Here is a 24,283-nt window from a genome sequence, read left to right as displayed (position 1 = left end):
GGACTAACGGCCCGTTGTGGAAAACTCCGTCACCGCCACATAGCGTTCCCGCACTTCGCGATAGCGCATCAGCTCGGCCGCGACCGGGTCGAGCACCCGGGCCCGCCCGCAGGCCGCCGCGGCCTCGCGCAACCGCCGTTCGGCCTCCTGCCCGTACCGCCGGGCCGGCCCCCGGGCCGCCGCCGCGCACGACCACTCGACGAGCGGGCCGCCCACGATGCCCCCGAGCATCACCAGGGCGGGCGTCAGCAGCCCCGGCTCCAGCACCCCGATGATCTGGCCGGCCAGCCACAGGCCGCCGAAAATCTGCAACAGCGTCATCGCGACCTGCGCCAGCACCGCCGCCGGCCACCACGCGGGGCGCGGCGGCCTCCCGGCGGCGCGCCCGCCCCGGCCCTCACCGGCCGGGCCGCCCGCGGGCTCCGAAGCCGTCGCGCACACCGCGCCGCCGCCGGCGCCCCGCGCGGCCGTCTCCCCGCCCGTCACGCGCCCCGCCAGTTCGTCCAGCGCGTCCGGCAGCCCCTTCGCCCCGTGCACCGCGGCCTCCCGCACCGCCTGCGCCCAGGGTCCGGGCAGTCCGGCCGCGGCGTCGTCCGCGACCGTGCGCACGGCCTGCTCGACGCGCTGACGGGCGGTGAGCCGTTCCTCGGGCGGGGCGGCGAGCGGGGCCCGGTCCCGGCTGCCGGGCTGCCGGGCTGTCTCGTACCAGCGCCACAGCCGCAGCCACGGCGTGCCGCAGGCCCGTCCGGCGTTGCGGCGCCACTCGCGTTCGGCCGCCTGGCCCGCCGCCGCCGCGCCCACGGCCTCGGCGAGCCGGTCCGTGAACTCCTCCCGGGCCCGCTCCCCCAGACCCGGCCGTCCCTCGGCGACGTACACCGGGCGGAGCCTGGCCGCCGCCGCGTCCACATCGGCGGACAGGCGGCGGGTGGCGGCCGTGCGGTCCTGGACGAACCGGCCCAGCAGTTCGCGCAGTTCGCCGACGCCCTCGCCGGTGAGGGCGGACAGCGGCAGGACGGTCGCTCCGGGCTCGCCGTGCTCGCCGAGCGCCATGCCGTCCTCGTCCAGCAGCCGGCGCAGGTCGTCCAGGACCTGGTCGGCGGCCTCGCCCGGGAGCCGGTCGATCTGGTTGAGCACGACGAAGGTGACCTCGGCGTGGCCGGCGAGGGGGCGCAGGTAGCGCTCGTGCAGGGCGGCGTCCGCGTACTTCTCCGGGTCCACCACCCAGATCACCGCGTCGACCAGCGCGAGCACGCGGTCCACCTGGTCGCGGTGACCCTTCGCCGCCGAGTCGTGGTCGGGCAGGTCGACCAGGACCAGGCCCTGAAGCGCCTCGTCGGCCGCCGCGCCCGGCGTCGGCCTGCGCCGGAGCCTGCCGGGCACGGCGAGGCGGTCCAGCAGTCCGGCGGCCCCGTCGGTCCAGGAGCAGGCGAGGGGGGAGGAGGTGGTGGGGCGGCGCAGGCCGGTCTCGGAGAGCTGGGCGCCCGCGAGCGCGTTGAAGAGGGCCGACTTTCCGCTGCCGCTCGCCCCGGCGATGGCGACGACGGTGTGCCGGGAGGAGAGCCGCTGCCGGGCCGCCGCCTCGTCCAGCACCCGGCCCGCCTCGGCGAGCGCGGCCCGGTCCAGGCGGGCCCGGGAGAGGCCGACGAGCTCACGCAGGGCGTCCAGGCGCGGCCGGAGCGGGCTGCCGGAGTCCACGTACGCCTCGACCTGCGGCCGTCCGTCGTCCTCGTCCTCGTCCTCGGGGACCTCGTCCGGGGTCTGTCCGGCCTCCTTCCGGTCGGCCTGCGCGCGCCGGGCGATCAGCCCGTCGTCCCAGCCGGTGCCGGAGCGTGAGGTGTCGGACAGCTGCTCCCCGGTCCCGCCCTGCCCCGGATTCTCGTCAGTGACGGCAGTCATCGCTGCCACCTCTCCTTCTGCAGTAGGGACAGCGCGGCAATGAGTTCGGCCTGTGGCTCGGGGGCCACGTCGAGGGCGTCCAGGGGGGCGAGCCGCCGGTCGCGTTCGCCGTTCAGCACGTGGTCGAGGCAGTTGGTGAGCAGCGCGCCGCCCTTGTCACGCAGCCGCAGCGCGCCCTGCGCCCCCATGCGTTCGGCGAGCTGTTCGCCGGCGGTGCGGGCGCGGCGTCCGCCGAGCAGGGCGGCGGCCAGCAGGGCGGCGACGGTCTCGGGGTCCGGAGCGGTGTTGCGCTCCATCAGGCGCAGCTCCTCCTCGGCGAGTTCTTCCAGGATGCGGCGCCATCTGCGTACGGCCATGTCGATCCGGCCCCGGATGTCCTCGGCCGGTCCCCAGCCGCCCTCCTCGCGGCCCGCCGCCTCGAAGGCGAAGGCCGCCGCCGCGGGTTCCTTGCGCCAGACGGCGCGGATCTGCTCGTCGGCGGCCGCGACGCCGCACTCCAGGAGCGCGGCCAGGCTCTCGACCAGCGCGTCCAGCACTTCGTCGGAGCTGCTGTACGTGGGGTAGCCCCGCCACCTGGTCCGGGCGTCGCCGGCGAGCGCGCCGCCGTTCTTCAGCCTGCGCCGGAGCCGGGCGCCCTCCTTGCCGTACGCCTCCTCGACCACACCCGTGAGCCGCACGGCTGCGGCGTACTGCGCGGCGACGGCTCCGGCGAGCGTGGGCATCCGGACGTCGAGGGAGTCGATGACCCCGGCGGCGGTCCGGCCGACGGCCTGCTGGCGGGCGGCCGGGTCCTGGGCGCGGTGCGCGAGCCAGGCGCGGAGCGGGGCAACGGCGGTGGTGGGCAGGAGGCCGCGGCCGCCGCCCGCCGATTCGGGCAGCTCGGGGATGGTGAACCGGGGCACCTCGCCGAGCCCGGCCTTGGTGAGCAGGGCCCCGTACTGGCGGGAGACCTCGGCGATCACCTGGTGCGGGACGCGGTCGAGGACGGTGACGAGCGAGGCGTTGTACTCCTTGGCGGTACGCAGCAGGTGCCAGGGCACGGCGTCGGCGTACCGGGAGGCCGTCGTGACCATGACCCAGATGTCGGCGGCGCAGATGAGTTCGGCGGCCAGGACCCGGTTGCGGACGACGAGGGAGTCGATGTCGGGGGCGTCCAGCAGGGCGAGCCCGCGGGGCAGCCCGGGCGCGGTCTCGACGCGCAGCGCGGTGCCCTCCTCGGCCGCGTGGCCGTCGGGTCCGTCCAGGTCGTCGCACTGGCCGGGCTCGGCGTACTCCTCGGGCGGCAGCCAGACCCGGGTGAGCTGCGGCAGCACCCGTACGCCCGTGAACCAGTGCTGGTCGTCCGGGTGGCAGACGAGGACGGGCGTGCGGGTGGTGGGGCGCAGCACCCCGGCCTCGCTGACCCGGCGCCCCACCAGGGAATTGACGAGTGTCGACTTGCCGGCGCCGGTCGATCCGCCGATGACGGCGAGCAGGGGCGCCTCGGGATCCTTGAGCCGGGGCAGCAGGTAGTCGTCCAGCTGGGCGAGCAGCTCGGTCCTGGTCTGCCTGGCGCGGGGGGCGCCTGGGAGCGGGAGTGGGAGACGCACGGCAGCGACACGGTCGCGCAGGGCGGAAAGTGCGTCGATGAGCTGAGGCCGTACGTCCAAGGTCACCACATGCGAAGAATGCCCAATTTTGGAGCCTTTTTGAAGCGTATAGCCACCTCTGCGCGCCGGTTCCTCCGTCCGGACAGACGGGATGAGTGGGACGCAGGCATAACGAGTGCACAACACCCGTGGCGTGAAGCGCCAAAAGCGGTGCGTGATCCGGGCCTACCTGCGATTATCGTCTCGCTTCACCGAACCTCCACATCGTGCCACGCAGGTGAAGCAACGAGGTCGAGCCAATCGGAGCCCTATCCTTGTCCCGGCAAGGTCACGGACCGCCCGGGTCCCGGGGCTCCTGACCACCGCAGCCACCACCCGGCCCCCGTAGCTCAGTGGATAGAGCAGGTGCCTTCTAAGCACTTGGCCGCAGGTTCGAGTCCTGCCGGGGGCGCACAGATCCCAGCCCTGTGAGGCCCTCCACCCCGGAGGGCCTTTTCGCTGGTCAGCGGCATGCTACCCAGCAGGGCGTAGCGGGAACGTAAGCGCCGGACCGGCGAGAGGGGCCCGCCCGGCAATGAGGCCGGACGCCTCAGCGCGCCGGGTCCGGGCGTCGAAGGGCTGGGAAGGCGGCGGGGGTCGCCCAGCCGCGGAGGACCGCATCGACCGTCGACCGGAACGCGGTCTCGGCCGAGGCGCCGTCGAGGCTCCCGGCGAGTTCGAGGGTCACGAGCCCGTGCAGGGCGACCCACAACGAGACGGCGATCAGCGTGGTGTCGCCCGCGAGGATACGGTCCGCCACGGCGCGGTCGATCGCCGCGACGAGCGGCCGCACCGGGTCCCGCTCGCCGACCTGGGCCGACGGGACGAAGGACTGCGCGCCGCCGAACAACACCGTGTACAGATGGCGGTGTTCGCGCCCCCACTGGCGATACGCCACGGCCAGCGCGCGCAGATCCTCCAGGGCCGCCTCCGAGCCGGGGACGGCCGCCAGGTCCCGGAACAGGCCGGAGACCGCCCGGTCGCGCACCTCGCGGATCAGTCCGTCCTTCCCCTTGAACAACGTGTACACCGCCGCCGTCGACGTTCCGGCGGCGGTGGCCAGCGCGCGCACCGTGACCGACTCCTGCGGGCGGGTGGCGAACATCTCGGTCGCGCACCCCACGAGCCGCTCTCCGACCTCGGCGTCGTTCGTTCTCGGCCTTCCCATGGGAAACAGCTTACCCGTTCTGATAACATCGTTTCAAAACGACGTTACGAAACTGCGTTACAAAACGGGGAGAGCTCACCATGTCACCATCCGCCATACGTTCGCTACACCTTGTCGGCCGCCTGCTGGCGGCTGTCGCCGGGGCGGTGGGGATGGTCGTCGTGTTCCTGGCGCTGATCGTCGCCACCGACGGAGCGGGGTCGGGGTTGGCCGCATGGTCCGCGGCTGTCGGGGTCGCGGTCGTCGCGGCGCTGTGGCGGGGCCGCCGACGCTCCTGGCGGGGGCGGCTGGTGCCCTTCCTGCCGGTGCTCGTCGCGGCGGCCCTGACGCTGTCGGTGTGCGTCCCCACCGTTCCCACGACGCGCCGCTACCCGGCCGCCCTGTCGTTCGTCACCACCGAGCACTGGCGCCTGTCCACCGGCAGCCGGGTCGCGGTCTACCACTACCCGCCCACCGGCGACGGCCCCCGCCACCGCGTTCCGCTCGTCTACCTCAACGGCGGACCGGTGCGCGGCATCTCAGTGCTCGACCACCGCTTCCTGCAACGGCTCGCGGGCCAGGGACACGACGTGTACGCGTACGAGCAGGCCGGCGGTGGACGCAGCGACCTGCTGCCCATGGACCAGTACTCGATCACCCGGTCCGTCCAGGACCTCGGTGCCTTCGTCGGCAGACTCGGTGAGGGCCGTGCCGACGTACTGGGATTCTCCTCGGGCGCGGTCGCCCTCACCCGCGCGCTGGCCGACCCGGCCGTCGCCGCCCGTCTGCACCGGGCGGTCATCGCCGAGCCGGGCCCGATGGACGGCCCCACCGCCCGGATCGCGGGACAGAAGGGCCGGCCGTCGGCCCGCGGCATCGCCCCGGCCATGACCGGACCGCGCTCCACACACGTCCCGCGGTACGCGGTCGCCTTCGGCCTCATGCGACTCGGGCTGCTCAACCCCGACAACGGGCTGGCAGGACAGGCCGAAGGCGACAACGCCTTCACCGCCGCCGATCTCGGCAGCGACACCGCGTCCGCCTACTGCGCGCGGGACGCGCACCGCATCCCGGTCGAGGACACGGAGCAGAACTTCTCCTTCAGCCCCGCCGCCAGCCTCCGCATCCAGGAAACGATCAAGGACTCCCCCTCCATCGCCCCGCAGCTCAAGCGCTCCCGGACGCCCGCGATGCTGATGATCGCCGAGTGCTCCTCCCAGGTCCGGCAGTGGGAGACAACCGTCCTCGCGGACAACCCCGCCATCCAGCGCACCCAGTACATGCCCGGCGTCGGCCACCACATGTGGAACGGCCTGGGCGACAACGACCGACGAGCGGCAGCCGTCATCACCGCATTCCTCCAGGACAAGCCCGCACCGCTGCCCGACTACCCGACCCGCGCCGACATCCCGGCCTTCCTCCATGACCACAAGTAGGCGAGTGGCCCCGGGCACGAGCGCACCGGCCGCCCGGCCTGTCAGTCCATCTCGCCCTCTCCCTTGTCCTCCACGGTGTCCCGGCCGCCCTTCAGCCGCTCCGCGCGGGTGACCACCGGACTGTTCGCCCGATTCGCCCACCGTCACGGCCGGGTGCCGGACTTCCTGGTCCACGACAGCCACCCCCTTCGGCGGGGGCGGAAGACCGCCAGGTGACCGAGGCACTGACGCTTGACTCCACGACACAATTATCATGTCATGAAGTCATGCTGTACGTAACGCCTTCCCTGGACGCCAACGACCGCCGCGTCCTCGACGAAATCGAAACCATGCGTCGCTCCCTGCGCCACATGCTCCGGGCCACCCCGCGCTGGACTCGCCAGCTGCGCCGCAACCTCACCGCCCGCGCCATCGCCGGATCGAACACGATCGAGGGATACGCGGCGACGGTCGACGATGTGGAAGCCCTCATGTCCGGTGAGGAACCGCTGGAGACCGGGGACAAGACGCGCGCCGAGCTGGAGGGATATCAGCGCGGCATGACCTACATCCAGGCCCTCGCCGACGCCGGAGAGGACTTCCAGTACGACGCCGGCCTGCTGAACAGCTTGCACTTCATGCTTCAGGGACATCACCTGGACAAACGTCCCGGCCGCTGGCGCGACGGACCCGTCTACGTGACCAGCCCGGACGATCCTCTGATTCCCGCCTACACCGCACCGGACCGGACGAACGTCCCCGCTCTGATGTCGGAATTCATCGATTGGCTCAACGAGGGCGACCTCGACGCGCCCGTCCACGTCCGCGCGTCCATGGCCCACCTCAACCTCGTCAAGATTCATCCGTGGAAGGACGGCAACGGGCGCATGTCTCGCGCCCTGTCCACCCTGGTGTTCTCCCGTGAGGCGCTGATACCGGCCGAGTTCTCCTCCATCGAGGAATGGCTCGGCCGCGGACAGAACACGTACGCCTATTACCAGATCCTGGAGGACGTGGGCGGCCCTCACTGGAGCCCCGAGCGGGACACCCGCCCCTGGATCCGGTTCTGCCTCACCGCCCACCATCGCCAGGCCCAGCAGGCTCAGCGCCGCTTCGACGTCATGTCGCGGGCCTGGACCCGCCTGGTCGAAGGCGTCGGGGCCACCGGGCTGGACGAGCGGGTGGTCTACGCCCTGCTGCCCGCGTTCTCGGATGCGAAGGTGCGCCGCACTGTCTACCAGCAGGACGCCGACCTCAGCGACCAACAAGCCATCCGCGACATTCGGGAACTCGTCGCCCGCGGCTGGCTCGTCCCTCACGGCAAGGCCCGCGCCCGCTACTACGCCCCGGGCCCGCTCATGGATCCGGTCCGGGACGAGGTCCGCCAGTCCATGGAGCCGTACACGGACCCCTACCGGCAGGAGCGGTGACACCCGTCGGCGATGACGCGACCGGGGTGGCCCGGGCGTCCTCCATCCCGTCAAGTCGCTGCCCCAGATCTCGCTCTTGATCACTGATGCATTACGCGTACGCGGCGAACACCAGGGCAACGCTGGTGCCGGCCTGCTGCCCCCAAAACAGTGGGCGTCCCGCATACGCGTCGGGCCGGCGGCCATCGCCGCTTCGAGGCCGTGGACCGCGGCGACGGCCTCGCCGGCAAGGACCTTCTTGAGGTCCATCGGGTGCCGGCTCTGGCTGTCGATACGGGCGACAGCCGCGACCACCTCGACGTCGGTCCACTCGGTCCATGCCTTGAGGTAGGGCACCATCAGCCGGTCCGGGATGGACATGATCTTGCCGAAGATGTCGTCGGCGGTCGCGGTCGAGGCGATGTAGTTGCCCTTGCTCTTGCTCATCTTGGCACCGCTGCCGTCCGTGCCCGCGATCAGGGGCATGGAGAGGACCAGCTGCGGCTTCTGACCCGCGATCTCCATGACCTTGCGGCCCATCTGCATGTTCAGCAGCTGGTCGACACCGCCGCCCGGAGGGGTCGCCGATCTTCGCCGTGATGTCCCCGATGATCAGAACGATGTCGCGTCCATGCGCTGGAACCGGCTCAGAATGATCATGGGGACGGTGTGCCCCAGGTGCACGTCGGACGACGTAGGGTCGATGCCCAGCTTGACCCGCAGCGGCCGCCCCTCCGCCCAGGCGGCCTCGATGGCCGAGGACAGTGCGTCCTCCGAGGGGAGCACACCCACGGTCCGGCCAGCGATCAGCGCCGCCTGCTCCTTGGGCTGAGGTCGGCCAGGTCCAGCCAAGCCGGGCATCACCGCGATGAGGAAGGCCGGCAGGAATCCGGCGTAGAGGCCGGTCGTGATCACGACGAGGGTCACGCGGTCCCATCATGGCCCGGTACAGGCGCACGCGTCGCCGCAATTCACAGACGCATAAGACCGGTTGGGGCTCCGAGGGGTCCGGCGGGCAGCCGACGCGAGCGCACCGGCCGCCCGGCCTGTCAGTCCATCTCGCCCTCTCCCTTGTCCTCCACGGTGTCCCGGCCGCCCTTCAGCCGCTCCGCGCGGGTGATCGCGTCGGCCAGCTTCGTCACCGAGGTGTCCTCGGTCGTCGTGGCCAGCTTCTCGGCCCGGTCCGCGAGTTCGCCGAGGCCCGGGGCGCCGGGCAGGGCGGTGCCGCGCAGGTTCTCCGCGAAGTAGGCGGCCACCGCCGTCACCTGGAGGCGGGTGCTCCGGCCGCCCCAGAGCGTGCCGGTGATCGCCCCGGTCGTCACGGAACCGGTCTCCTCGTGCGGCTTGCGGGTCTTCGGGTCGAGCCAGCGCACGGTCGCGGTGGCGACATGGCCGGAGGCGCCGTCGCGCAGCCGCACCGCGTACAGGGCGGTGACGGTGTGGCCGGGGCCGACCTCGCCGCCGTCCACGGTGTCGTCGCGGAAGTCGTCGTCGGCGACCTTGCGGTCCTCGTAGCCGATCAGCTTGAACTTCTCGACGGTCTTCCGGTCGAAGGCGACCTGCGCCTTGGCGTCCCGGGCGGTCAGTTCGAGGTGGGCGGGGAGCTGGTCCACGAACACCTTGCGGGCCTGTTCCTCGTCGGCGATGTACGTGGTGTGGCCGTCGCCCTTGTTGGTCAGCTGCTCCATGAACGCGTCGCCGTAGTCGCTGCCGACGCCCACGCCGAACAGCGTGATGCCGTACTCGCGGCGGGCCGAGTCGATCCGTTCGAGGATGTCGTCCGCCTCGGTGTCGCCGGTGTTGGCCAGCGCGTCGGAGAGCAGGACGACCCGGTTGTTGCCGCCCTTGCGGCGGCCCTCCACCGCCTCCTCGTAACCGCGCTCGATGCCCGCCCCGACGTTGGTGGAGGCGCCGGGTTCCAGCGAGTCGACCGCGTCGCGGATCCTGCTCCGGTGGCCCTTCAGCCGGGTCATCGGCAGGACGGTCTCCGCCTCGTCGCTGAAGGTGACCAGGCTGATCGAGTCGTCGTCGCGCAGCTCGTCCGTGAGGATGCCGAGCGAGGTCTTGACCAGGCCGAGCCGGTCGGGCGAGTTCATCGAGCCGGAGACGTCCACCACGAAGGTGAGCGCGGCCGGGGGCCGTTCGGCGGTGCTGGGCGCGGCCTTGGTGGCCAGGCCGACCCGGACCAGCGACCAGTCGCCGTCCTCCTCGGCGGCCCTGGCCCCGTCGACGGAGACCGAGAAGCCGTTGCCCTCGGGGCGGTGGTAGCCCTGGCGGAAGCTGTTGACGAACTCCTCGGGCCGCACGGTCTCCGGTCCGGGCAGCCGGCCGTCGGCGAGGGTGCGGCGGGCGTAGCCGTACGAGGCGGTGTCGACGTCCAGTGCGAAGGTGGAGAGGTAGTCGGGCCGCGCGGTCTCCTTCACCCGGTCCGCCTCGCCCCCCTCCTTCGCTCCACCCGTGTAGGCGGGCGCGGGCGCCCCCGCGCGCCGCTGGTCGGACGTCGCCCTGCCGCCGCTGTCCGCCCCCGAGCATCCGGTGAGCAGCACGCCCGCCGCGAGCAACAGCCCGACCGGGCCCCGGTACTTCCGTATGCGGTGTTCCATCCCGTACCCCCTGTGTCATCACGTCAGCACTGGTGAATGTGACGTGCGAACGGGTGGCCCGGACCGGACGAAAGGGTTGCGGAACGATCTCGATGCGGCAACGGCGAGCGCGGAACCGGCGGAATGTCAAGGTCAGGACACGATGTCCTTACGGCTGAACCCCCGGAACGCGCAAGCGAACAGGATCAGGGCATACGTCACTGATACGGCCGCGCCCTTCGCCATACCGCCCCATTCAATGGTGGGCTGGAGCGCGTCCGCCCAGGCGAACTGCCAGTGGGCGGGCAGGAAGTCGCGCCAGGAGCCGAGCGCGGTCACGGCGTCGAGCACATTGCCGACGATGGTCAGCCCGACCGCCCCGCCCACCGCGCCGAGCGGGGCGTCCGTCTTGGTCGACAGCCAGAACGCGAGCCCCGCGGTCACCAGTTGGGACACGAAGACGAACGCGACGACGAGCGCGAGGCGCGGCACCGCGTCCCCGGCCGACAGCGCTCCGCCGGTCGGGAGCTGGAGCGGCCCCCAGCCGTAGGCCGCCGCCCCCGCCGCGAGCGCGACGAGCGGCAGCAGCACCATCGCGGCGAGGCTGAAGCCCAGCGCGACGACGAGCTTGCTCCACAGCAGCCTGGCCCGGGGCACGGGCGCGGCCAGCAGATAGCGCAACGAGGACCAGCTCGCCTCGGAGGCCACGGTGTCGCCGCAGAACAGCGCGACCGGGACGACGAGCAGGAAGCCCGCCGAGACGAACAGGCAGGTCGCGGCGAAGTTCGCGGCGGACGCGGTCGCCGTGTCCATCAGCGTGATCCGGTCGGCGCCGCCGGGCCCGCCGTCCGGGGTGCCGCCGATCGCGAAGGCGATGATCAGGATGAACGGCAGTGCGGCCAGCACCCCGCCCATGAGCAGGGTCCGGCGCCGGCGCAGCTGCCGGACCGCCTCGACGCGCAGCGGGAGGGTGTGGCGGGCGCGGTAGCCGGGCGCCTCGGGGGCCTCGGCGAGGCCGGCTGCGGTGCTCATGCGGAGCCTCCGGAGATCAGGGTGAGGAAGGCGTCCTCCAGGCGGCGGTGCGGGCCGACGCCCGTCAGCGGGACGTCGAGGCGGACCAGTTCGGCGATCAGTTCCGGGGAGCTCGCCCCGTCGAGCCGGACGAGGAGCCCGTGCCCGTCGTCGGTGCGGACGGCGGAGCCGATGCCCGGCAGGGCGGCGACCTTCTCCACGAGGGGTTCGGTGAGCGGGTCGGCGGCGGTGACCAGGAGCATGTCGCCGGAGCCGGTGATCTCGGCGACCGGGCCCGCCTGGACGAGCCTGCCCCGGTCCATGACGACCAGATGCGTGCAGGACTGCTCCACCTCGGACAGGAGGTGGCTGGAGACGATCACGGTGCGGCCGCCGGCCGCGTACCGGATCATCACGTCGCGCATCTCCCGGATCTGCGGCGGGTCGAGGCCGTTGGTCGGTTCGTCCAGGATGAGCAGGTCCGGCATGCCGAGCATGGCCTGGGCGATGGCGAGCCGCTGCCGCATGCCCTGCGAGTACGTGCGCACGGCGCGGGCCAGGGCGTCACCGAGTCCGGCGATCTCCAGGGCCTCCTCGATGCACGCGTCCTCGTCGGGGCGCCCGGTGGCCTTCCAGTACAGCTCCAGGTTGGCGCGCCCGGACAGGTGCGGCAGGAAGCCCGCGCCCTCCACGAAGCAGCCGACCCGGGACAGCACGGGCGCGCCGGGGCGGATGGCCCGCCCGAAGACCCGGATCTCGCCGTCGTCGGGGGTGATGAGCCCCATGAGCATGCGCAGGGTGGTGGTCTTCCCGGCCCCGTTGGGGCCCAGCAGGCCGAGCACCTGCCCCTTCTCGACGCGGAAGGAGAGGTCGCGCACGGCGTACCGGTCGGCCGACTTGGCGTACTTCTTGGACAGGCCGGTGATCTGGAGCGGTACGTCGGTGAGTGCGGGGTCGGGTGCGGGCGTCGCGGTACGGCGCCGGGCGGTGAGCAGCAGGACGGCGGCGATCACCAGGGCGGCGGCCGGCAGGCCCCAGGTCCACCAGGGCAGTGCGGCCGAGGCGGATTTCAGGCCGGGCGCGGTGGGAAGGGTGAGGGGCCCGTCGAGGGAGACCGTGTACGTGGCGGGCTCGGCCGGGGACGCGTAGCCGAGGTCGGTCGAGGCGAGGACGAGGCGGAGGCGGTGGCCCGCGTCGAGTTCGTGGTCGACGGCGGGCAGGGTCAGCTCCAGCGGCTTGCCCTGTCGCTCGGGGGCGATCCGGTACGGCGCGACGAGCTGGGCGGGCAGCACCTGCCGCTTCCCGTCCGGCGACACGTCGTACACCTTGCCGAACAGGACCGCGTCGCCGTGGTCGGCCTTCACGGTCACCCGGACCGTGGGGGCGCCGGTGATGCGGCGGGCGGTGGGCAGCGGGGCGGAGTCGAAGCGGGCGTACTGGCCGGGGAAGTCGAGGGCGAGGCCGCCGACGCCGAGGGTGGAGAGCTGGGCGAGCGAGCCGCCGACGCCGGGGACGGCGGAGATCGACGGCGGGTTGGCCCCCGCGGGGTTGCTGATCCTCTGGGTGCGCCCGTGCAGTCCGACGGTCCGGGGGCCGCTGTGCAGGCCCGGGTACGTGTCGCTGCTCGCGCCCCTGGTCAGGGCGGCGCCGTCCGTGGAGTCGATGCCGCCGGTCCGGGTGACACGGAAGGCGGGTCCGGTGTCGGCGCCCTCTTCCCCCTTCAGATACCGGTCGAACCAGCCGGCGATCCTCTTCTGTACCCGGCCGGTCTCCATGTCACCCCCGTCGTGCCCGCCGGCCGCCCAGTCGACGGAGACGGGGGCGCCGTTGGCGGCGATGGCCTTCGCCATGGCGTCGGCCTGGCCGAGCGGGAACAGGGAGTCGGTCTGGCCCTGCACGATGAGCGCGGGGGTCTTGACGCGGTCGGCGACGGCGCTCGGGGAGCGCTGCGTGAGCAGGTCGCGGGCGGCGGCGTCCGGCTTGCCGCTGACGGCGACCCGCTCGTACAGGTCGCACAGCTCCTTCTCGAAGTTGGCGCAGCCGCCGCCGGAGTTGACGAAGATCCCGGCCCAGAGTTTCTTGAACACCCCGTCCGGGAAGAGCGCGTCGGCGAGGTTCCAGTAGGTGATCTGCGGGGCGACGGCGTCGACGCGGTGGTCGTAGCCGGCGGCGAGCAGCGAGACCGCGCCGCCGTAGGACGCTCCGGTGATGCCGACGCGCGGATCGCCCTTGGCGTCGAGCCGGACCTCGGGGCGCCCGGCGAGCCAGTCGATCAGCCGGGACACGTCCTTGACCTCGCGGTCGGGGGCGTTCAGCCCGATCCTGCCGCCGGACTTGCCGAAGCCGCGGGCGGACCAGGTGAGGACGGCGTACCCGTCGCGGGCCAATTGTTCGGCCTGCGCCCGGGTCTCCGCCTTGCTGCCGCCGAATCCGTGGCCGATGAGCACGGCGGGCCGGCGCCCGTCGCCCCCGGCCGTGAAGTACGAGGTGTCGAGGGAGACCCCGTCGACGCGCATCATCCGGTCCTGGCGGTGCACGGCCGGGCCGCTGTCGTCGGCCACCGCCGTCCAGGTGCCCGCACCGGCGAGCACGAGGAGCGCGGCACCGGCCGCCGCCCACCGGCCTCGGGTGCGGGGCAGCAGGCGCCGCCACCGGGACGTACGCGCAACAGGGGAGTCCATGCGTCGACCCTATGCGGCCCGCCACCCCGCCCCACCTGCCGCCGGTCGGAACTCCCGGGCATCCTCAAGGCGTACGGAAGCGGGCCTCGTACTCCGGACGCGGTATGCCCCGGCCCGGCAATCGCGTCGCGCGACGCCCCCGCGCTCTGGAACGCTGCCGCCATGGAACAGCCGGAAGTACTGCTCATAGGCGGCCGCGCGGGCGTCGGGAAGACCACCGTGGCCTGGGAGGTGTCGGCGCGGCTGCGCGAGGCGGGGGCCGTGCACGCGGTGATCGACGGGGACTTCATGTGCGCCGTACATCCCGCGCCGGACGGCGACCCGCACCGCTCCCTGATCACCGAACGCAATCTGACGGCGGTCTGGGCCAACTACGCGGCCCTGGGCGTGCGCCGCCTCGTCTACACCAACACGGTGTGCGTGCTGCCCGAGACGGCGACCATGTTCGAGCGCGCGATGGGGGCCGGGGTGCGGTGCGCACGGGTGCTGCTGACCGCGTCCGACGCGACGGCCGAGCAGCGGCTCACCGGCCGCGAGATCGGCTCCGAGCTGGAGCACGAGCTGCTCAGCAGCCACCGCAAGGCCCGGATGCTCGACGCACGGGCCCCGGCGGACACCGCACGGGTGGCGACCGACGGGCGGACGGTGCCGGACATCGCGCGGGAGATCGTGGAGCTGACGGGGTGGGGCTAGGGCCGCAAAGGTTCACCGGGTTGGACGGCCGGGATTGCTCGTGAGGGCAGGCGGCTGCGGTGCAGGCCGCTGACGCCCTCAATGCCACGTGGGTGACAATGACGCCGTGGATCGAAACAGTCAGATCATCGTTGCCTTGGACTTTGACAATCGCCGAGCGGTTGACGAAGTGGTCGACCGGCTGGGCGAGGAGTGCCGTTTTTACAAGGTCGGGATTGAGCTGCTCACGGCGGCCGGGCCGGATCTGATCGGGCACCTTGTAGCCAAGGGCAAGGAGGTCTTCCTGGACCTGAAGCTCTTCGAGATCCCGAACTCTGTGGCCGGTGCGGTCCGTGCCGCGGGTGCTCTGGGTGTCTCCATGGTGACCGTCCACAGCATGGGTGGCACCGCCATCATGTCCGCCGCTGTCGAAGCGGCCCGCGACTTTCCACGTCTTCGCGTGCTGGCTTTGACTGTCGTCACCAGTATGACGAGATCCGATCTCGCTGACGTCGGAGTCACCGGCTCAGCCTCGACCGAGGAACAGGTGCTGCGGCTGGCGCGCCTGGCGGAAGGCGCTGGTTGCCATGGCGTGATCGCATCGCCGCAGGAAGCCGGGCCGCTGCGTCGTGCGCTGGGAGCCGGCACCCTGATCGTCACGCCGGGAGTCGCGCTTCCTGGTGAGTCCCCAGGTGAGCACGCCCGGATCGGCACACCACGTGCGGCCATTGCCGCAGGTGCGTCACATATTGTCGTGGGCCGGGCCGTCAGCCGTGCCGCAGACCCTGTGGCTGCATTCCGGCTCGTCCGCGCCGGCCTGGAGCCGTGAGCGGAAACAATCACCGAACTCGATGGTCAGGCTGCTACCGAGGAGAACGGCCGACCACCCCGGCGGATGCCTTTCTCGCTGCGAATGCGGGCGCGTTCTTTGCGTTGGGCGGCGAGGACTTCGCGGTGACGGGCGTTGATGTCGCGCCGGCCGGTCCGGACGGCTCTGCCTCGCCCAGCAGGACCCGCCGGTCGGGCGGATACCGAACGGTCCGAACTCGGCGAAAGCGCAGGGGCGTTCGGTCAGCGCGTACTCGATCCGGTCCAGCTTGGCGTCGAAATCCGGGTCGCTGGGTTCCTCAGGCATCGCAGGGTGTCGCGGCCGATGGCTATCAGCCGGGCGATGTTGTACCGCAGATGGTAGGCGAGCTTGCGGATCGACCAGCGAGTGAAGGGCCTGCCAATTCTGGTGGGCGGGTGGTGGCCGTCTGGATGACGAACTCCTCGTCGTCATCGTCAAGCAGGCGGGGACGGCCTCCCGCCCACTGAGTGGGCTGTGGCGCGGCGCCTCAACATCGCGGCGGGGGAACAGGGGCCGCAGACTGACCAGCTCTGCCATCGCGCCTCCCCCGCCGTCCGGACGTGTCGTCACATCCGACCGGCGCAAGATCAGTCGACACCAATCAGGTGATCATTTCCGGTCAGATCACCAGGTCGCGGGCACCGGCAGCGGGTACGGCGTCTCGGCGGGCAGCAGCGCGGTCGCGGCCTCCGTCTCGCCCGCGCCGGCCAGTGCGTGGATCTCCCGGGCGAGCGGGGTGACGTCGCGGATCGAGACCGTCCACTCGTCCGCGTAACGCCGTGACGCCTCCCCGGCCAGGCCGAGCTGGAGCGAGCGGTACGGGAGCCGGTTCAGGTGGAGGTCGCGCTCGGGGTCCCACTGGACGCGGGCGGGGGCCCGGCGCAGGTCGCGCTGCCAGGTGGCGCGGTCGGGGTGCACGTCCCGTTCGTAGTGGGAGAGTTCGGCGTGGGCGAGAGCCCAGTCGAAGCCCTCGCGGGTGATCTCCACGGCGAGGACGGTCTCCTGGCCCTCCTTCGTCCCCCAGCCGCAGCGGTACATCATCCACAGGAAGCTCGGCTTGATCCACGTCATGCGGTCGCGCTTCCAGGCGGCCGGGAAACGCCCGTCGCGGGCGGCGGGCAGCCCGAGCGACGGGCTGTACGCCTGATAGACGGTCACGGTCCCGGCGGTGTGGAGGGCGCGGATCCGGTGCTGGGGCGGGATGGCTGCGGATGCGGTCATGCAGCCATCCCAGCACCGGCGGCGGGGGACGGCGAACGAGTTTCCGGTAGCGCCCCCGGCGGCGCTACCGGGCGGCGTGCATCACGCGCGGGCCGTGCATCACGCGGACGCCGGACGACACGACGACGTGGTCACCGGTCGACGCCTTCGCGCCGGCCGTGGAGTTCCCGTAGTAGTTCCACCGCCAGGTGCCGGACTCGGTGGCCTTCACGGTGGTCTTGAGCGCCCCCGTCGAGCTGGACGTCACCTTCTTGACCGTCTTGTACGAGGACGCGCCGTCCGCCTTGAACTGGAGGCTGACCGTGCGGCCCGCGTAGCCCTGGTAGGTGTGCGTGTCCCAGTTCGCCCGGGTGACCTTGCCGGTGACGGTGACGGTCTTGCCGAACGTGACCGGCTCGGGCGCGGCGTTGACGGTGACGCGGGTGGCGCGCTGGACCTGGATCGGGATGTTCATGTCGTCCTTGTCGTAGTCGTCACCGACGTACGAGATCTCGGCCGCGGTCTTCCAGGTGCCCACGTCCTCGTTGCCGAAGTCGACGTGACGCGGGTCGATCTCCAGCCACTCCTCGAAGTCGCAGGTCCCCTTCGCCACGGGGCGGCAGTCGCTGGTGGTGATCAAGGTCCACAGGCTGTCCCCGCCTTCGAGGCTCCCCCGGTACGGATACACGGTCGGCCCGTAGTCGAACTGTCGCGTGGTCGTCATCCGGAAGGTCCCGTGCACCTCGACCACCTCCTGCACCCCGATCACGATCGGCTTTCCGCCGTTGAACGACACCCGCGAGAAGGACGCGCCCCCCTCCGCCGCCCCCGCCGGTACCGCTGCCATCGCGGTGAACACGGCCGCCGCTCCCCCGGCCACCACCGCGTTCCACATCGTCTTCGCCATACGCGAGACCATCCCCTCCCTTTGAAAACCGGAACGTCAGTGGGACCAGGCATGACCCGACGCGGTTGTACGCCGTACGGCAACGATCGGGTCACGCGCTCGGAGCCGTACGACCGCATGCGAAGGCGATGACATTCGTCATGCGGAGGTCAGTACACGCGGCTCTGCCGGGGAGGGGGCCCGGATCGGCAGTCTGTACGTGTCGAGAGCGGGAGCCACGAAGGCGCCGCCGCAACGGGAGGAACCGACATGAGCAGCCCGGCCGCCACACTCACCGCCCCCTCCCCCGCCGTCGACACCCCCGCCCCGATCGCGCCCCGCAAGGCCCTCGTGGACAGCCTGAAGCCGCTGCTGGTGGACGTCGCGCTGCCACTCGCCGCGTACTACGCGCTGAAGGCGGCGGGGTTCTCCACCTTCGGCGCGCTGGCCTGGAGCAGCGTGGTGCCGCTCGTGCGCACCGTGTGGGGCGCCGTGCGCGACCGGCGGCTCAACGCCCTCGCGGCGCTCATGGTGTCGGTCAACGCGGTCTCGCTGCTGCTGGGCCTGGTGTCCGGTGACCCCCGGCTGATGCTCCTCAAGGACAGCGCGGTGAGCAGCGTCGTCGGCCTGACGTTCCTGGTGACGGCGCTGCGGGGCCGCCCGATGCTGTCGGCGGGCCTGCGGCCGTGGCTGACCCGGGGCGAGGCCGCGAAGACGGCCGCCTGGGAACGGCTCTCCGCCGGTTCGCCGGCCTTCCAGCGGGCCGAGATCCGGTTCTCGGCGGTGTGGGGCGGCGCGCTGCTCACCGAGTGCGCGGTGCGGGCCGTGGGCGCGTACACCGTGCCGGTCGAGACGATGGTGTGGGCCGGAACGGTGCTCATGGTCGCCTCGATGGTCCTGGCCTTCCTCGTCTCGGGCCGTATCGGGGTCGTCCCGATGGAGCGCATGATCGCGGCCGAGGCGGACGCCTCCTCGGACCGTTGACCGTCCACCAGAACTCCGCAGGGCCACTCCGGGGGAGTGGCCCTGCGGTCATGTGTGCGGCCGTAAACCGGTTGACCTCGGCGTTTACCGTTTTCGTATGACTACTTCGCTGAGGCTGGCCGAGGTCACCGCCGCCAATGTCGATGCCGCGATCGGCCTGCGCGTCCGGCCCGACCAGGAGCACCTGGTGGCGCCCGTCGTGAAGTCCCTCGCCGAGGCGTACGCGCATCAGGAGACCGCCTGGCCCCGGCTCGTGCTCGACGGGAACCGGATCGTCGGCTTCCTGATGGCCTTCCTGGACATCGACTTCGCGGGTGACGGCACCGGGCGGGACATCCGCTCGGGGCTGTGGCGCCTCAACATCGCGGCGGGGGAACAGGGGCGCGGCTACGGGCGGTTCGCGGTCGGGTGCGTGGCCGACGAGATCCGGCGGCGCGGCGGTACGCGGATGTACGTCACCTGGCATCCGGGCGACGACGGCCCCGAAGGCTTCTACCTGGGGCTCGGTTTCCGGCCCACGGGCGAGACGAGCGGGGACCAGACGGTCGGGGTGCTGGAGCTGGGCTGAGTACGGGCCGGGGCGGGGGCCCGGCCCGTACTCGGGCCGTCACCGGGTCAGTGGTTCCTGGGGAAGCCCAGGTCCACGCCCGCCGGGGCGTCCGCCGGGTCGGGCCAGCGGGTCGTGGTGACCTTGCCGCGGGTGTAGAAGTGGACGCCGTCGTTGCCGTAGATGTGGTGATCGCCGAAGAGGGAGTCCTTCCAGCCGCCGAAGGAGTGGTAGCCGACGGGGACCGGGATCGGCACGTTGACGCCGACCATGCCGGCCTCGATCTCCAGCTGGAAGCGGCGGGCCGCGCCGCCGTCGCGGGTGAAGATCGCGGTGCCGTTCCCGTACGGCGAGGCGTTCATGAGGGCGACGCCCTCCTCGTACGTCTCCACGCGCAGCACGCACAGCACCGGGCCGAAGATCTCGTCCTTGTACGCGTCGGAGCCGGTCGAGACGTGGTCGAGGAGGGAGAGGCCGATCCAGTGGCCGTCCTCGAAGCCGTCGACGGTGAATCCGGTCCCGTCGAGGACCACTTCGGCGCCCTGGGCGGCGGCGCCGGTGACGTACGAGGCGACCTTGTCGCGGTGGGCGGCGGTGATCAGCGGGCCCATCTCGGACGAGGGGTCCGTGCCGGGGCCGATCGTGATCCGGGCGGCCCGCTCCTTGATCCGGGCGACCAGCTCGTCGCCGATCGCGCCCACGGCGACGACGGCGGAGATCGCCATGCAGCGCTCCCCCGCCGAGCCGTACGCGGCGGAGACGGCGGCGTCGGCGGCGGCGTCCAGGTCCGCGTCGGGCAGCACCAGCATGTGGTTCTTCGCGCCGCCGAGCGCCTGCACGCGCTTGCCGTTGGCCGAGGCGGTGGCGTGGATGTGGCGGGCGATGGGCGTCGAGCCGACGAAGGAGACGGCGGCGACGTCCGGGTGGTCGAGGAGCGCGTCGACGGCGACCCGGTCGCCGTGCAGCACGTTCAGCACACCGTCCGGAAGCCCGGCCTCCGCGGCCAGCTCGGCCAGCAGGTGGGCGGCGGACGGGTCCTTCTCGCTGGGCTTGAGCACGAAGGTGTTGCCGCAGGCGATGGCGAGCGGGAACATCCACATCGGCACCATGGCCGGGAAGTTGAACGGCGTGATCCCCGCGACGACGCCCAGCGGCTGGCGGATCGAGGACACGTCGACCCGGTTCGAGACCTGGGTGGACAGCTCGCCCTTGAGCTGCGTCGTGATCCCGCAGGCCAGCTCCACGATCTCCAGGCCGCGCGCCACCTCGCCCAGCGCGTCGGAGTGCACCTTGCCGTGCTCGGCGGTGATCAGCGCGGCGATCTCGTCCCGGTGGGCGTCCAGCAGCGCGTGATAGCGGAACAGGACCGCCGTACGGGCCGACAGTGAGGAGTCGCGCCACGTCCGGTAGGCGTCCTTCGCGGCGGCCACCGCCGTATCGGCCTCGTCCGGCGAGGCGAACGCGACCCGGGTGGTGACGGCGCCGGTGGCGGGGTCGGTGACCTCGCCGTAGTTGCCCGAGGTGCCCTCGACGGTCTTGCCACCGATCCAGTGGTTCACGGTCTTCATGCTGTGGCTCCTTCAGAGGTGACGGCGTCGGCCGGCGCTGTGTCGTTCGTACTCTTTCCGTGCTTCGACCGCCGCGGGGCGGGTGGCCGTCCCGGCCACGGGAACATCCCACCACGCCTGTGCCTCCGGCGGCCCCTGTCCGTCGCCGGGCGTTTCGGTCTCCACGTGTACGCAGACGGGCCGGTCTGCCACGCGGGCCTCGGCGAGGGCCGCCCGCAGCTCGGCCACCGTCCCGGCGCGCAGCACCCGCATGCCGAGCGAGGCCGCGTTGGCGGCGAGGTCCACGGGGAGCGGGGGTCCGGTGAAGCCCCCGTCCGCCGACCGGTGCCGGTAGTCCGTGCCGAAGCGCTCGCCGCCGGTCGCCTCGGAGAGGCCGCCGATCGAGGCGTAGCCGTGGTTCTGCAGGATGACCAGCTTGACCGGCAGGTTCTCCTGGACGGCGGTGACGATCTCGGTGGGGTTCATGAGGTAGGTGCCGTCGCCGACGAGCGCCCAGACCGGGCGGTCCGGGGCCGCCATGCACACGCCGAGCGCCGCCGGGATCTCGTAGCCCATGCAGGAGTAGCCGTACTCCACGTGGTACTGGCGCGGGGAGCGGGTCCGCCAGAGTTTGTGCAGGTCGCCGGGGAGCGAACCGGCCGCGTTGACGAGGATGTCCTCGTCGGTGACCAGCTCGTCCAGGAGGCCGAGGACCTGGGTCTGGGTGGGGCGGGCCCGCGGGTCGGGCGTGGCGTACGCGGCGTCGACACGCCGCTCCCAGCGGGCCTTGGCCTCGGTGTACCCGGCCTCGTACACGGGGTCCGTACGGTGTCCGGCCAGGGCCTCGGTGAGGGCGACGAGGGCCGTGCGGGCGTCGGCGACGAGCGGGAGCGCGGCGAGCTTGTGGGCGTCGAAGCCGGTGAGGTTGACGTTGAGGAAGCGGACGCCGGGGTGCTGGAAGAGGGTCCCGGACGCGGTGGTGAAGTCGGTGTAGCGGGTGCCGATACCGATGACGAGGTCGGCGGTGCGGGCGAGGTCGTCGGCGGTGGCGGTGCCGGTGTGGCCGATACCGCCGACGTCGGCGGGGTGGTCGTGGCGAAGCGAGCCCTTGCCCGCCTGGGTGGAGGCGACGGGGATGCCGGTGGCTGCGGCGAACGCGGCGAGCGCGTCCTCGGCGGCGCTGTGGTGGACCCCGCCGCCCGCGACGACCAGGGGACGGCGGGCGGCCCGCACCGCCCGTACGGCGGCGCCGAGTTCGTACGGGTCGGGGGCGGGACGGCGTACGTGCCAGACGCGCTCCGCGAAGAACTCCGCCGGCCAGTCGTGCGCCTCGGCCTGGACGTCCTGCGGCAGCGCGAGGGTGACCGCGCCGGTCTCCGCCGGGTCGGCCAGGACCCGCATGGCGTGCAGCGCGGCCGGGATCAGGGCCTCGGGCCGGGTGATCCGGTCGAAGGAGCGGGAGACCGGGCGCAGGCAGTCGTTGACGGAGACGTCGCCCGCGTACGCCACTTCCAGCTGCTGGAGTACGGGGTCGGCGGGGCGGGTCGCGAAGGTGTCGCCGGGCAGCAGCAGGACGGGGAGGTGGTTGACGGTGGCGAGGGCGGCGCCGGTGACGAGGTTGGTGGCACCGGGGCCGATGGAGGTGGTGACGGCGTGGGCGGACAGCCGGCCGGACTGGCGGGCGTGGCCGGTGGCCGCGTGCACCATGGCCTGTTCGTTGCGGCCCTGGAGGTAGGGCATCGCGGGGCCGGTCTCCAGGAGCGCCTGGCCGATTCCGGCGACGTTGCCGTGGCCGAAGACGCCCCAGGTGGCGGCGATCAGCCGGTGGCGTTCGCCGTCGCGCTCGGCGTACTGGCGCGTGAGGAAGGCGATGAGCGCCTGGGCGGTGGTGAGGCGGCGGGTGGCCTCCCCGGCCGGGGAGGGCGTGCCGGGCGTCGCGGTCATGCGGGGTCCTCCGGTCCGTGGAGCGGCAGCCGGGGGTCGACCGGCTGGGACGGCCAGGTGTCGCGCACCCCCTGGTGGTCGGGGTGGTCGCGGATCAGCCACTCCCGCTGCTCGCCGGGGCCCGCCATGACGTTGAGGTAGTACAGGGTGCGGCCCGGCTGGGCGATGGACGGGCCGTGCCAGCCGTCCGGGATGAGGACCGCGTCGCCGCTGCGGACCTCGGCCAGCACGTCCGTTCCGCCGGGGCGGGACGGGGAGACCCGGTGGTAGCCGAGGCCGCCGTCCTCGACCTCGAAGTAGTAGATCTCCTCCAGGACGGATTCCTCGCCGGGGTGGTGCTCGTCGTGCTTGTGCGGCGGGTAGGAGGACCAGTTGCCGCCGGGCGTGAGGACTTCCACGGCGATGAGGCGGTCGCAGTCGAAGGCGTCGGCGGCGGCGAAGTTGTGGACCTGGCGGGAGCAGGTGCCGGCGCCGCGCAGTTCCACGCGTACCTCCGGCGCGGGGCCGTAGCGAGCGGGGAGTCGTCGCTCGCACTTCGCTCCTGCCAGGGCGAAGCGGCCGCCTGCGCCGGAGGCGATCTGTGCGTGGGCGTCGCGCGGTAGATAGGCGAAGTCGGAGACGCCGCTGAACACGCTTCTCCGGCCCAGCAGTTCAAAGATCTCATCTGAGATGTGCACCGTACAGCTGCCGGTCAACGGCAGTACGATCCACTCGCTCTCCCCGGTGACAAGTGTGTGAACTCCTCCCGGTTCCAGCTCCAGCACGCGGAGGCCGGACCGGTCCCAGCCGGCCTGCTCGGGGTCGATGTCCAGGGCGTACGGGCCGTGCGCGGTGGAGCCGGCCGGGAGGTGGTACGCCGGTTCGCCTCGCATGCTCATGCCCCTTCGCCGTGTGCGGTGACCGCGCCTTCGGCGAGGGCGGCCTCGACCTCGTGCGGGAACGGCATCGCGGAGGAGCAGGCGAGCCGGGCGGCGACGATGGCGCCCGCCGCGTTGGCGTACCGCATGGTGCGCGCGAGGTCCCAGCCGCTGAGCAGCCCGTGGCAGAGCGCGCCGCCGAACGCGTCGCCCGCGCCGAGGCCGTTGACCACGTCGACGGGGAGCGGCGGTACGTCGGCGACGGTCCCGTCCCGGTGGACGGCGAGGACGCCCGCGGGGCCCTGCTTGACGACGGCGAGCTCGACACCGGCCTCGATGAGGGCGCGGGCGGCCGCGTACGGTTCGCGCTCGCCGGTGGCGATCTCGCACTCGTCCAGATTGCCGACGGCGACGGTGGCATGAGCCAGGGCCTCGCGGTAACGGGCGGACGGGCTCGGTTCCCAGGTGCCGGGCGGCCAGAACATCGGGCGCCAGTCGAGGTCGAAGACGGTGGTGCCGGAGCGGTCGCGGGCGCGCAGCGCGGCGAGGGTCGCCGCACGGCTCGGCTCGGCGCACAGGCCGGTGCCGGTCATCCAGAACACCCGGGCGGCCCGGACCGCTTCGAGGTCCAGCTCGGAGGCGTGGATCTCCAGGTCGGGGGCCTTGGGCTGCCGGTAGAAGTACAGCGGGAAGTCGTCGGGCGGGAAGACCTCGCAGAAGGTGACCGGCGTCGGATAGGCGGCGACGGGCGTCGCCCACCGGGCGTCGACCCCGAACTCCCGCAGTTGCTCCCGCAGATAGTCGCCGAAGGGGTCCTCGCCGGTGCGGGTCACCACGGCGGTGCGCCGGCCGAGGCGGGCGGCGGCGACCGCCACATTGGACGGGGAGCCGCCGAGGAACTTCCCGAAGGTGTCGACCCGGGCCAGCGGCACCCCCGTCCGCAGGGGGTAGAGGTCCACCCCGATCCGCCCCATCGTGATCACGTCGTACGGCTGCTCAGGCATGCAACGTCCCTTCGGCTGGGCGC

At 72.4% G+C, this 24,283-nt stretch carries 18 protein-coding genes, 1 tRNA gene and 2 pseudogenes; 7 read left to right on the top strand and 14 right to left on the bottom strand.

Features of this window, described 5'->3' with window-relative positions; all coding sequences use genetic code 11:
- Positions 1-3: 3 nt before the first annotated feature.
- Together OG867_RS21710 and OG867_RS21705 are read right to left on the bottom strand one after the other, a co-directional pair.
- A complete protein-coding gene (locus OG867_RS21710; protein ID WP_406287677.1) occupies positions 4-1,896 on the bottom strand; it encodes a GTPase in 1,893 nt (630 codons plus the stop codon).
- Complete coding sequence (locus OG867_RS21705) at positions 1,893-3,545, bottom strand: dynamin family protein (protein WP_328904324.1); 1,653 nt, start codon at positions 3,543-3,545, stop codon at positions 1,893-1,895. The genes OG867_RS21710 and OG867_RS21705 overlap by 4 nt, the downstream gene beginning before the upstream one ends.
- A 318-nt stretch (positions 3,546-3,863) precedes the next feature.
- Between OG867_RS21705 and OG867_RS21700 the strand changes: the two genes are divergently transcribed.
- Positions 3,864-3,936 (top strand) — tRNA-Arg (locus tag OG867_RS21700).
- Positions 3,937-4,074: 138 nt separating this feature from the next.
- Here OG867_RS21700 and OG867_RS21695 read toward each other — a convergent pair.
- Positions 4,075-4,692 carry a TetR/AcrR family transcriptional regulator gene (locus tag OG867_RS21695; RefSeq protein WP_406287675.1) on the bottom strand — a complete coding sequence of 206 codons (618 nt, stop codon included), beginning with the start codon at positions 4,690-4,692 and terminating at the stop codon, positions 4,075-4,077.
- An 80-nt stretch (positions 4,693-4,772) separates the two neighbouring features.
- Here OG867_RS21695 and OG867_RS21690 point away from each other — a divergent pair, with 80 nt between their 5' ends.
- Both OG867_RS21690 and OG867_RS21685 read left to right on the top strand, forming a co-directional pair.
- Complete coding sequence (locus OG867_RS21690; RefSeq protein WP_406287672.1) at positions 4,773-6,107, top strand: alpha/beta fold hydrolase; 1,335 nt, start codon at positions 4,773-4,775, stop codon at positions 6,105-6,107.
- Between the two features lie 266 nt (positions 6,108-6,373).
- Positions 6,374-7,516, top strand: coding sequence for a Fic family protein (locus OG867_RS21685; RefSeq protein WP_406287669.1), 1,143 nt, complete (start codon positions 6,374-6,376; stop codon positions 7,514-7,516).
- Positions 7,517-7,693: 177 nt separating this feature from the next.
- Here the strand turns inward: OG867_RS21685 and OG867_RS21680 are convergent.
- The 4 genes and pseudogenes from OG867_RS21680 to OG867_RS21665 form a co-directional block, all read right to left on the bottom strand.
- Positions 7,694-8,346: pseudogene (locus tag OG867_RS21680) on the bottom strand (hypothetical protein); the annotation flags it as partial.
- 198 nt (positions 8,347-8,544) lie between these two features.
- Complete coding sequence (locus OG867_RS21675; RefSeq protein ID WP_406287667.1) at positions 8,545-10,098, bottom strand: von Willebrand factor type A domain-containing protein; 1,554 nt, start codon at positions 10,096-10,098, stop codon at positions 8,545-8,547.
- Between the two features lie 132 nt (positions 10,099-10,230).
- A complete protein-coding gene (locus OG867_RS21670; RefSeq protein ID WP_406287665.1) occupies positions 10,231-11,109 on the bottom strand; it encodes an ABC transporter permease in 879 nt (292 codons plus the stop codon).
- Positions 11,106-13,769 carry an alpha/beta fold hydrolase gene (locus tag OG867_RS21665; RefSeq protein WP_406287663.1) on the bottom strand — a complete coding sequence of 888 codons (2,664 nt, stop codon included), beginning with the start codon at positions 13,767-13,769 and terminating at the stop codon, positions 11,106-11,108. Before OG867_RS21665 ends, OG867_RS21670 begins: the two co-directional genes overlap by 4 nt.
- Before the next feature lie 162 nt (positions 13,770-13,931).
- Between OG867_RS21665 and OG867_RS21660 the strand changes: the two genes are divergently transcribed.
- Together OG867_RS21660 and pyrF are read left to right on the top strand one after the other, a co-directional pair.
- A complete protein-coding gene (locus OG867_RS21660) occupies positions 13,932-14,462 on the top strand; it encodes an AAA family ATPase (RefSeq protein ID WP_328900221.1) in 531 nt (176 codons plus the stop codon).
- 106 nt (positions 14,463-14,568) lie between these two features.
- Entirely contained in the window at positions 14,569-15,270 is a 702-nt protein-coding gene (pyrF, locus tag OG867_RS21655) for an orotidine-5'-phosphate decarboxylase (protein WP_328900222.1), read from the top strand.
- Between the two features lie 132 nt (positions 15,271-15,402).
- Here pyrF and OG867_RS21650 read toward each other — a convergent pair.
- The 3 genes and pseudogenes from OG867_RS21650 to OG867_RS21640 form a co-directional block, all read right to left on the bottom strand.
- Positions 15,403-15,778: pseudogene (locus OG867_RS21650) on the bottom strand (IS630 family transposase); the annotation flags it as partial.
- A gap of 137 nt (positions 15,779-15,915) precedes the next feature.
- The gene (locus OG867_RS21645; RefSeq protein ID WP_328900223.1) at positions 15,916-16,512 is read right to left on the bottom strand and encodes a DUF4291 domain-containing protein; all 597 of its coding nucleotides are present in this window, start codon (positions 16,510-16,512) and stop codon (positions 15,916-15,918) included.
- A gap of 64 nt (positions 16,513-16,576) precedes the next feature.
- Entirely contained in the window at positions 16,577-17,398 is an 822-nt protein-coding gene (locus tag OG867_RS21640; RefSeq protein WP_406287661.1) for a hypothetical protein, read from the bottom strand.
- A gap of 249 nt (positions 17,399-17,647) precedes the next feature.
- Here OG867_RS21640 and OG867_RS21635 point away from each other — a divergent pair, with 249 nt between their 5' ends.
- Complete coding sequence (locus OG867_RS21635; protein WP_406287658.1) at positions 17,648-18,361, top strand: VC0807 family protein; 714 nt, start codon at positions 17,648-17,650, stop codon at positions 18,359-18,361.
- Between the two features lie 97 nt (positions 18,362-18,458).
- The gene (locus OG867_RS21630) at positions 18,459-18,929 is read left to right on the top strand and encodes a GNAT family N-acetyltransferase (protein WP_406287656.1); all 471 of its coding nucleotides are present in this window, start codon (positions 18,459-18,461) and stop codon (positions 18,927-18,929) included.
- Positions 18,930-18,976: 47 nt separating this feature from the next.
- On the opposite strand, the gene OG867_RS21625 is transcribed toward OG867_RS21630, so the two are convergent.
- Genes OG867_RS21625 through iolC form a run of 4 tightly spaced genes read right to left on the bottom strand, consistent with a single transcriptional unit; the run spans position 18,977 to position 24,260 of the window.
- The gene (locus OG867_RS21625) at positions 18,977-20,476 is read right to left on the bottom strand and encodes a CoA-acylating methylmalonate-semialdehyde dehydrogenase (RefSeq protein WP_406287654.1); all 1,500 of its coding nucleotides are present in this window, start codon (positions 20,474-20,476) and stop codon (positions 18,977-18,979) included.
- A 12-nt stretch (positions 20,477-20,488) separates the two neighbouring features.
- Positions 20,489-22,399, bottom strand: coding sequence for a 3D-(3,5/4)-trihydroxycyclohexane-1,2-dione acylhydrolase (decyclizing) (iolD, locus tag OG867_RS21620; protein WP_406287652.1), 1,911 nt, complete (start codon positions 22,397-22,399; stop codon positions 20,489-20,491).
- Positions 22,396-23,277 carry a 5-deoxy-glucuronate isomerase gene (gene iolB / locus OG867_RS21615; RefSeq protein ID WP_328900229.1) on the bottom strand — a complete coding sequence of 294 codons (882 nt, stop codon included), beginning with the start codon at positions 23,275-23,277 and terminating at the stop codon, positions 22,396-22,398. Before iolB ends, iolD begins: the two co-directional genes overlap by 4 nt.
- A complete protein-coding gene (gene iolC, locus OG867_RS21610; protein WP_328900230.1) occupies positions 23,274-24,260 on the bottom strand; it encodes a 5-dehydro-2-deoxygluconokinase in 987 nt (328 codons plus the stop codon). Before iolC ends, iolB begins: the two co-directional genes overlap by 4 nt.
- Positions 24,261-24,283 lie beyond the last annotated feature (23 nt).

Source organism: Streptomyces sp. NBC_00209 (genome assembly GCF_045206345.1).
Taxonomy (GTDB): domain Bacteria; phylum Actinomycetota; class Actinomycetes; order Streptomycetales; family Streptomycetaceae; genus Streptomyces.
This window is presented reverse-complemented; position numbering and strand designations above follow the sequence as displayed.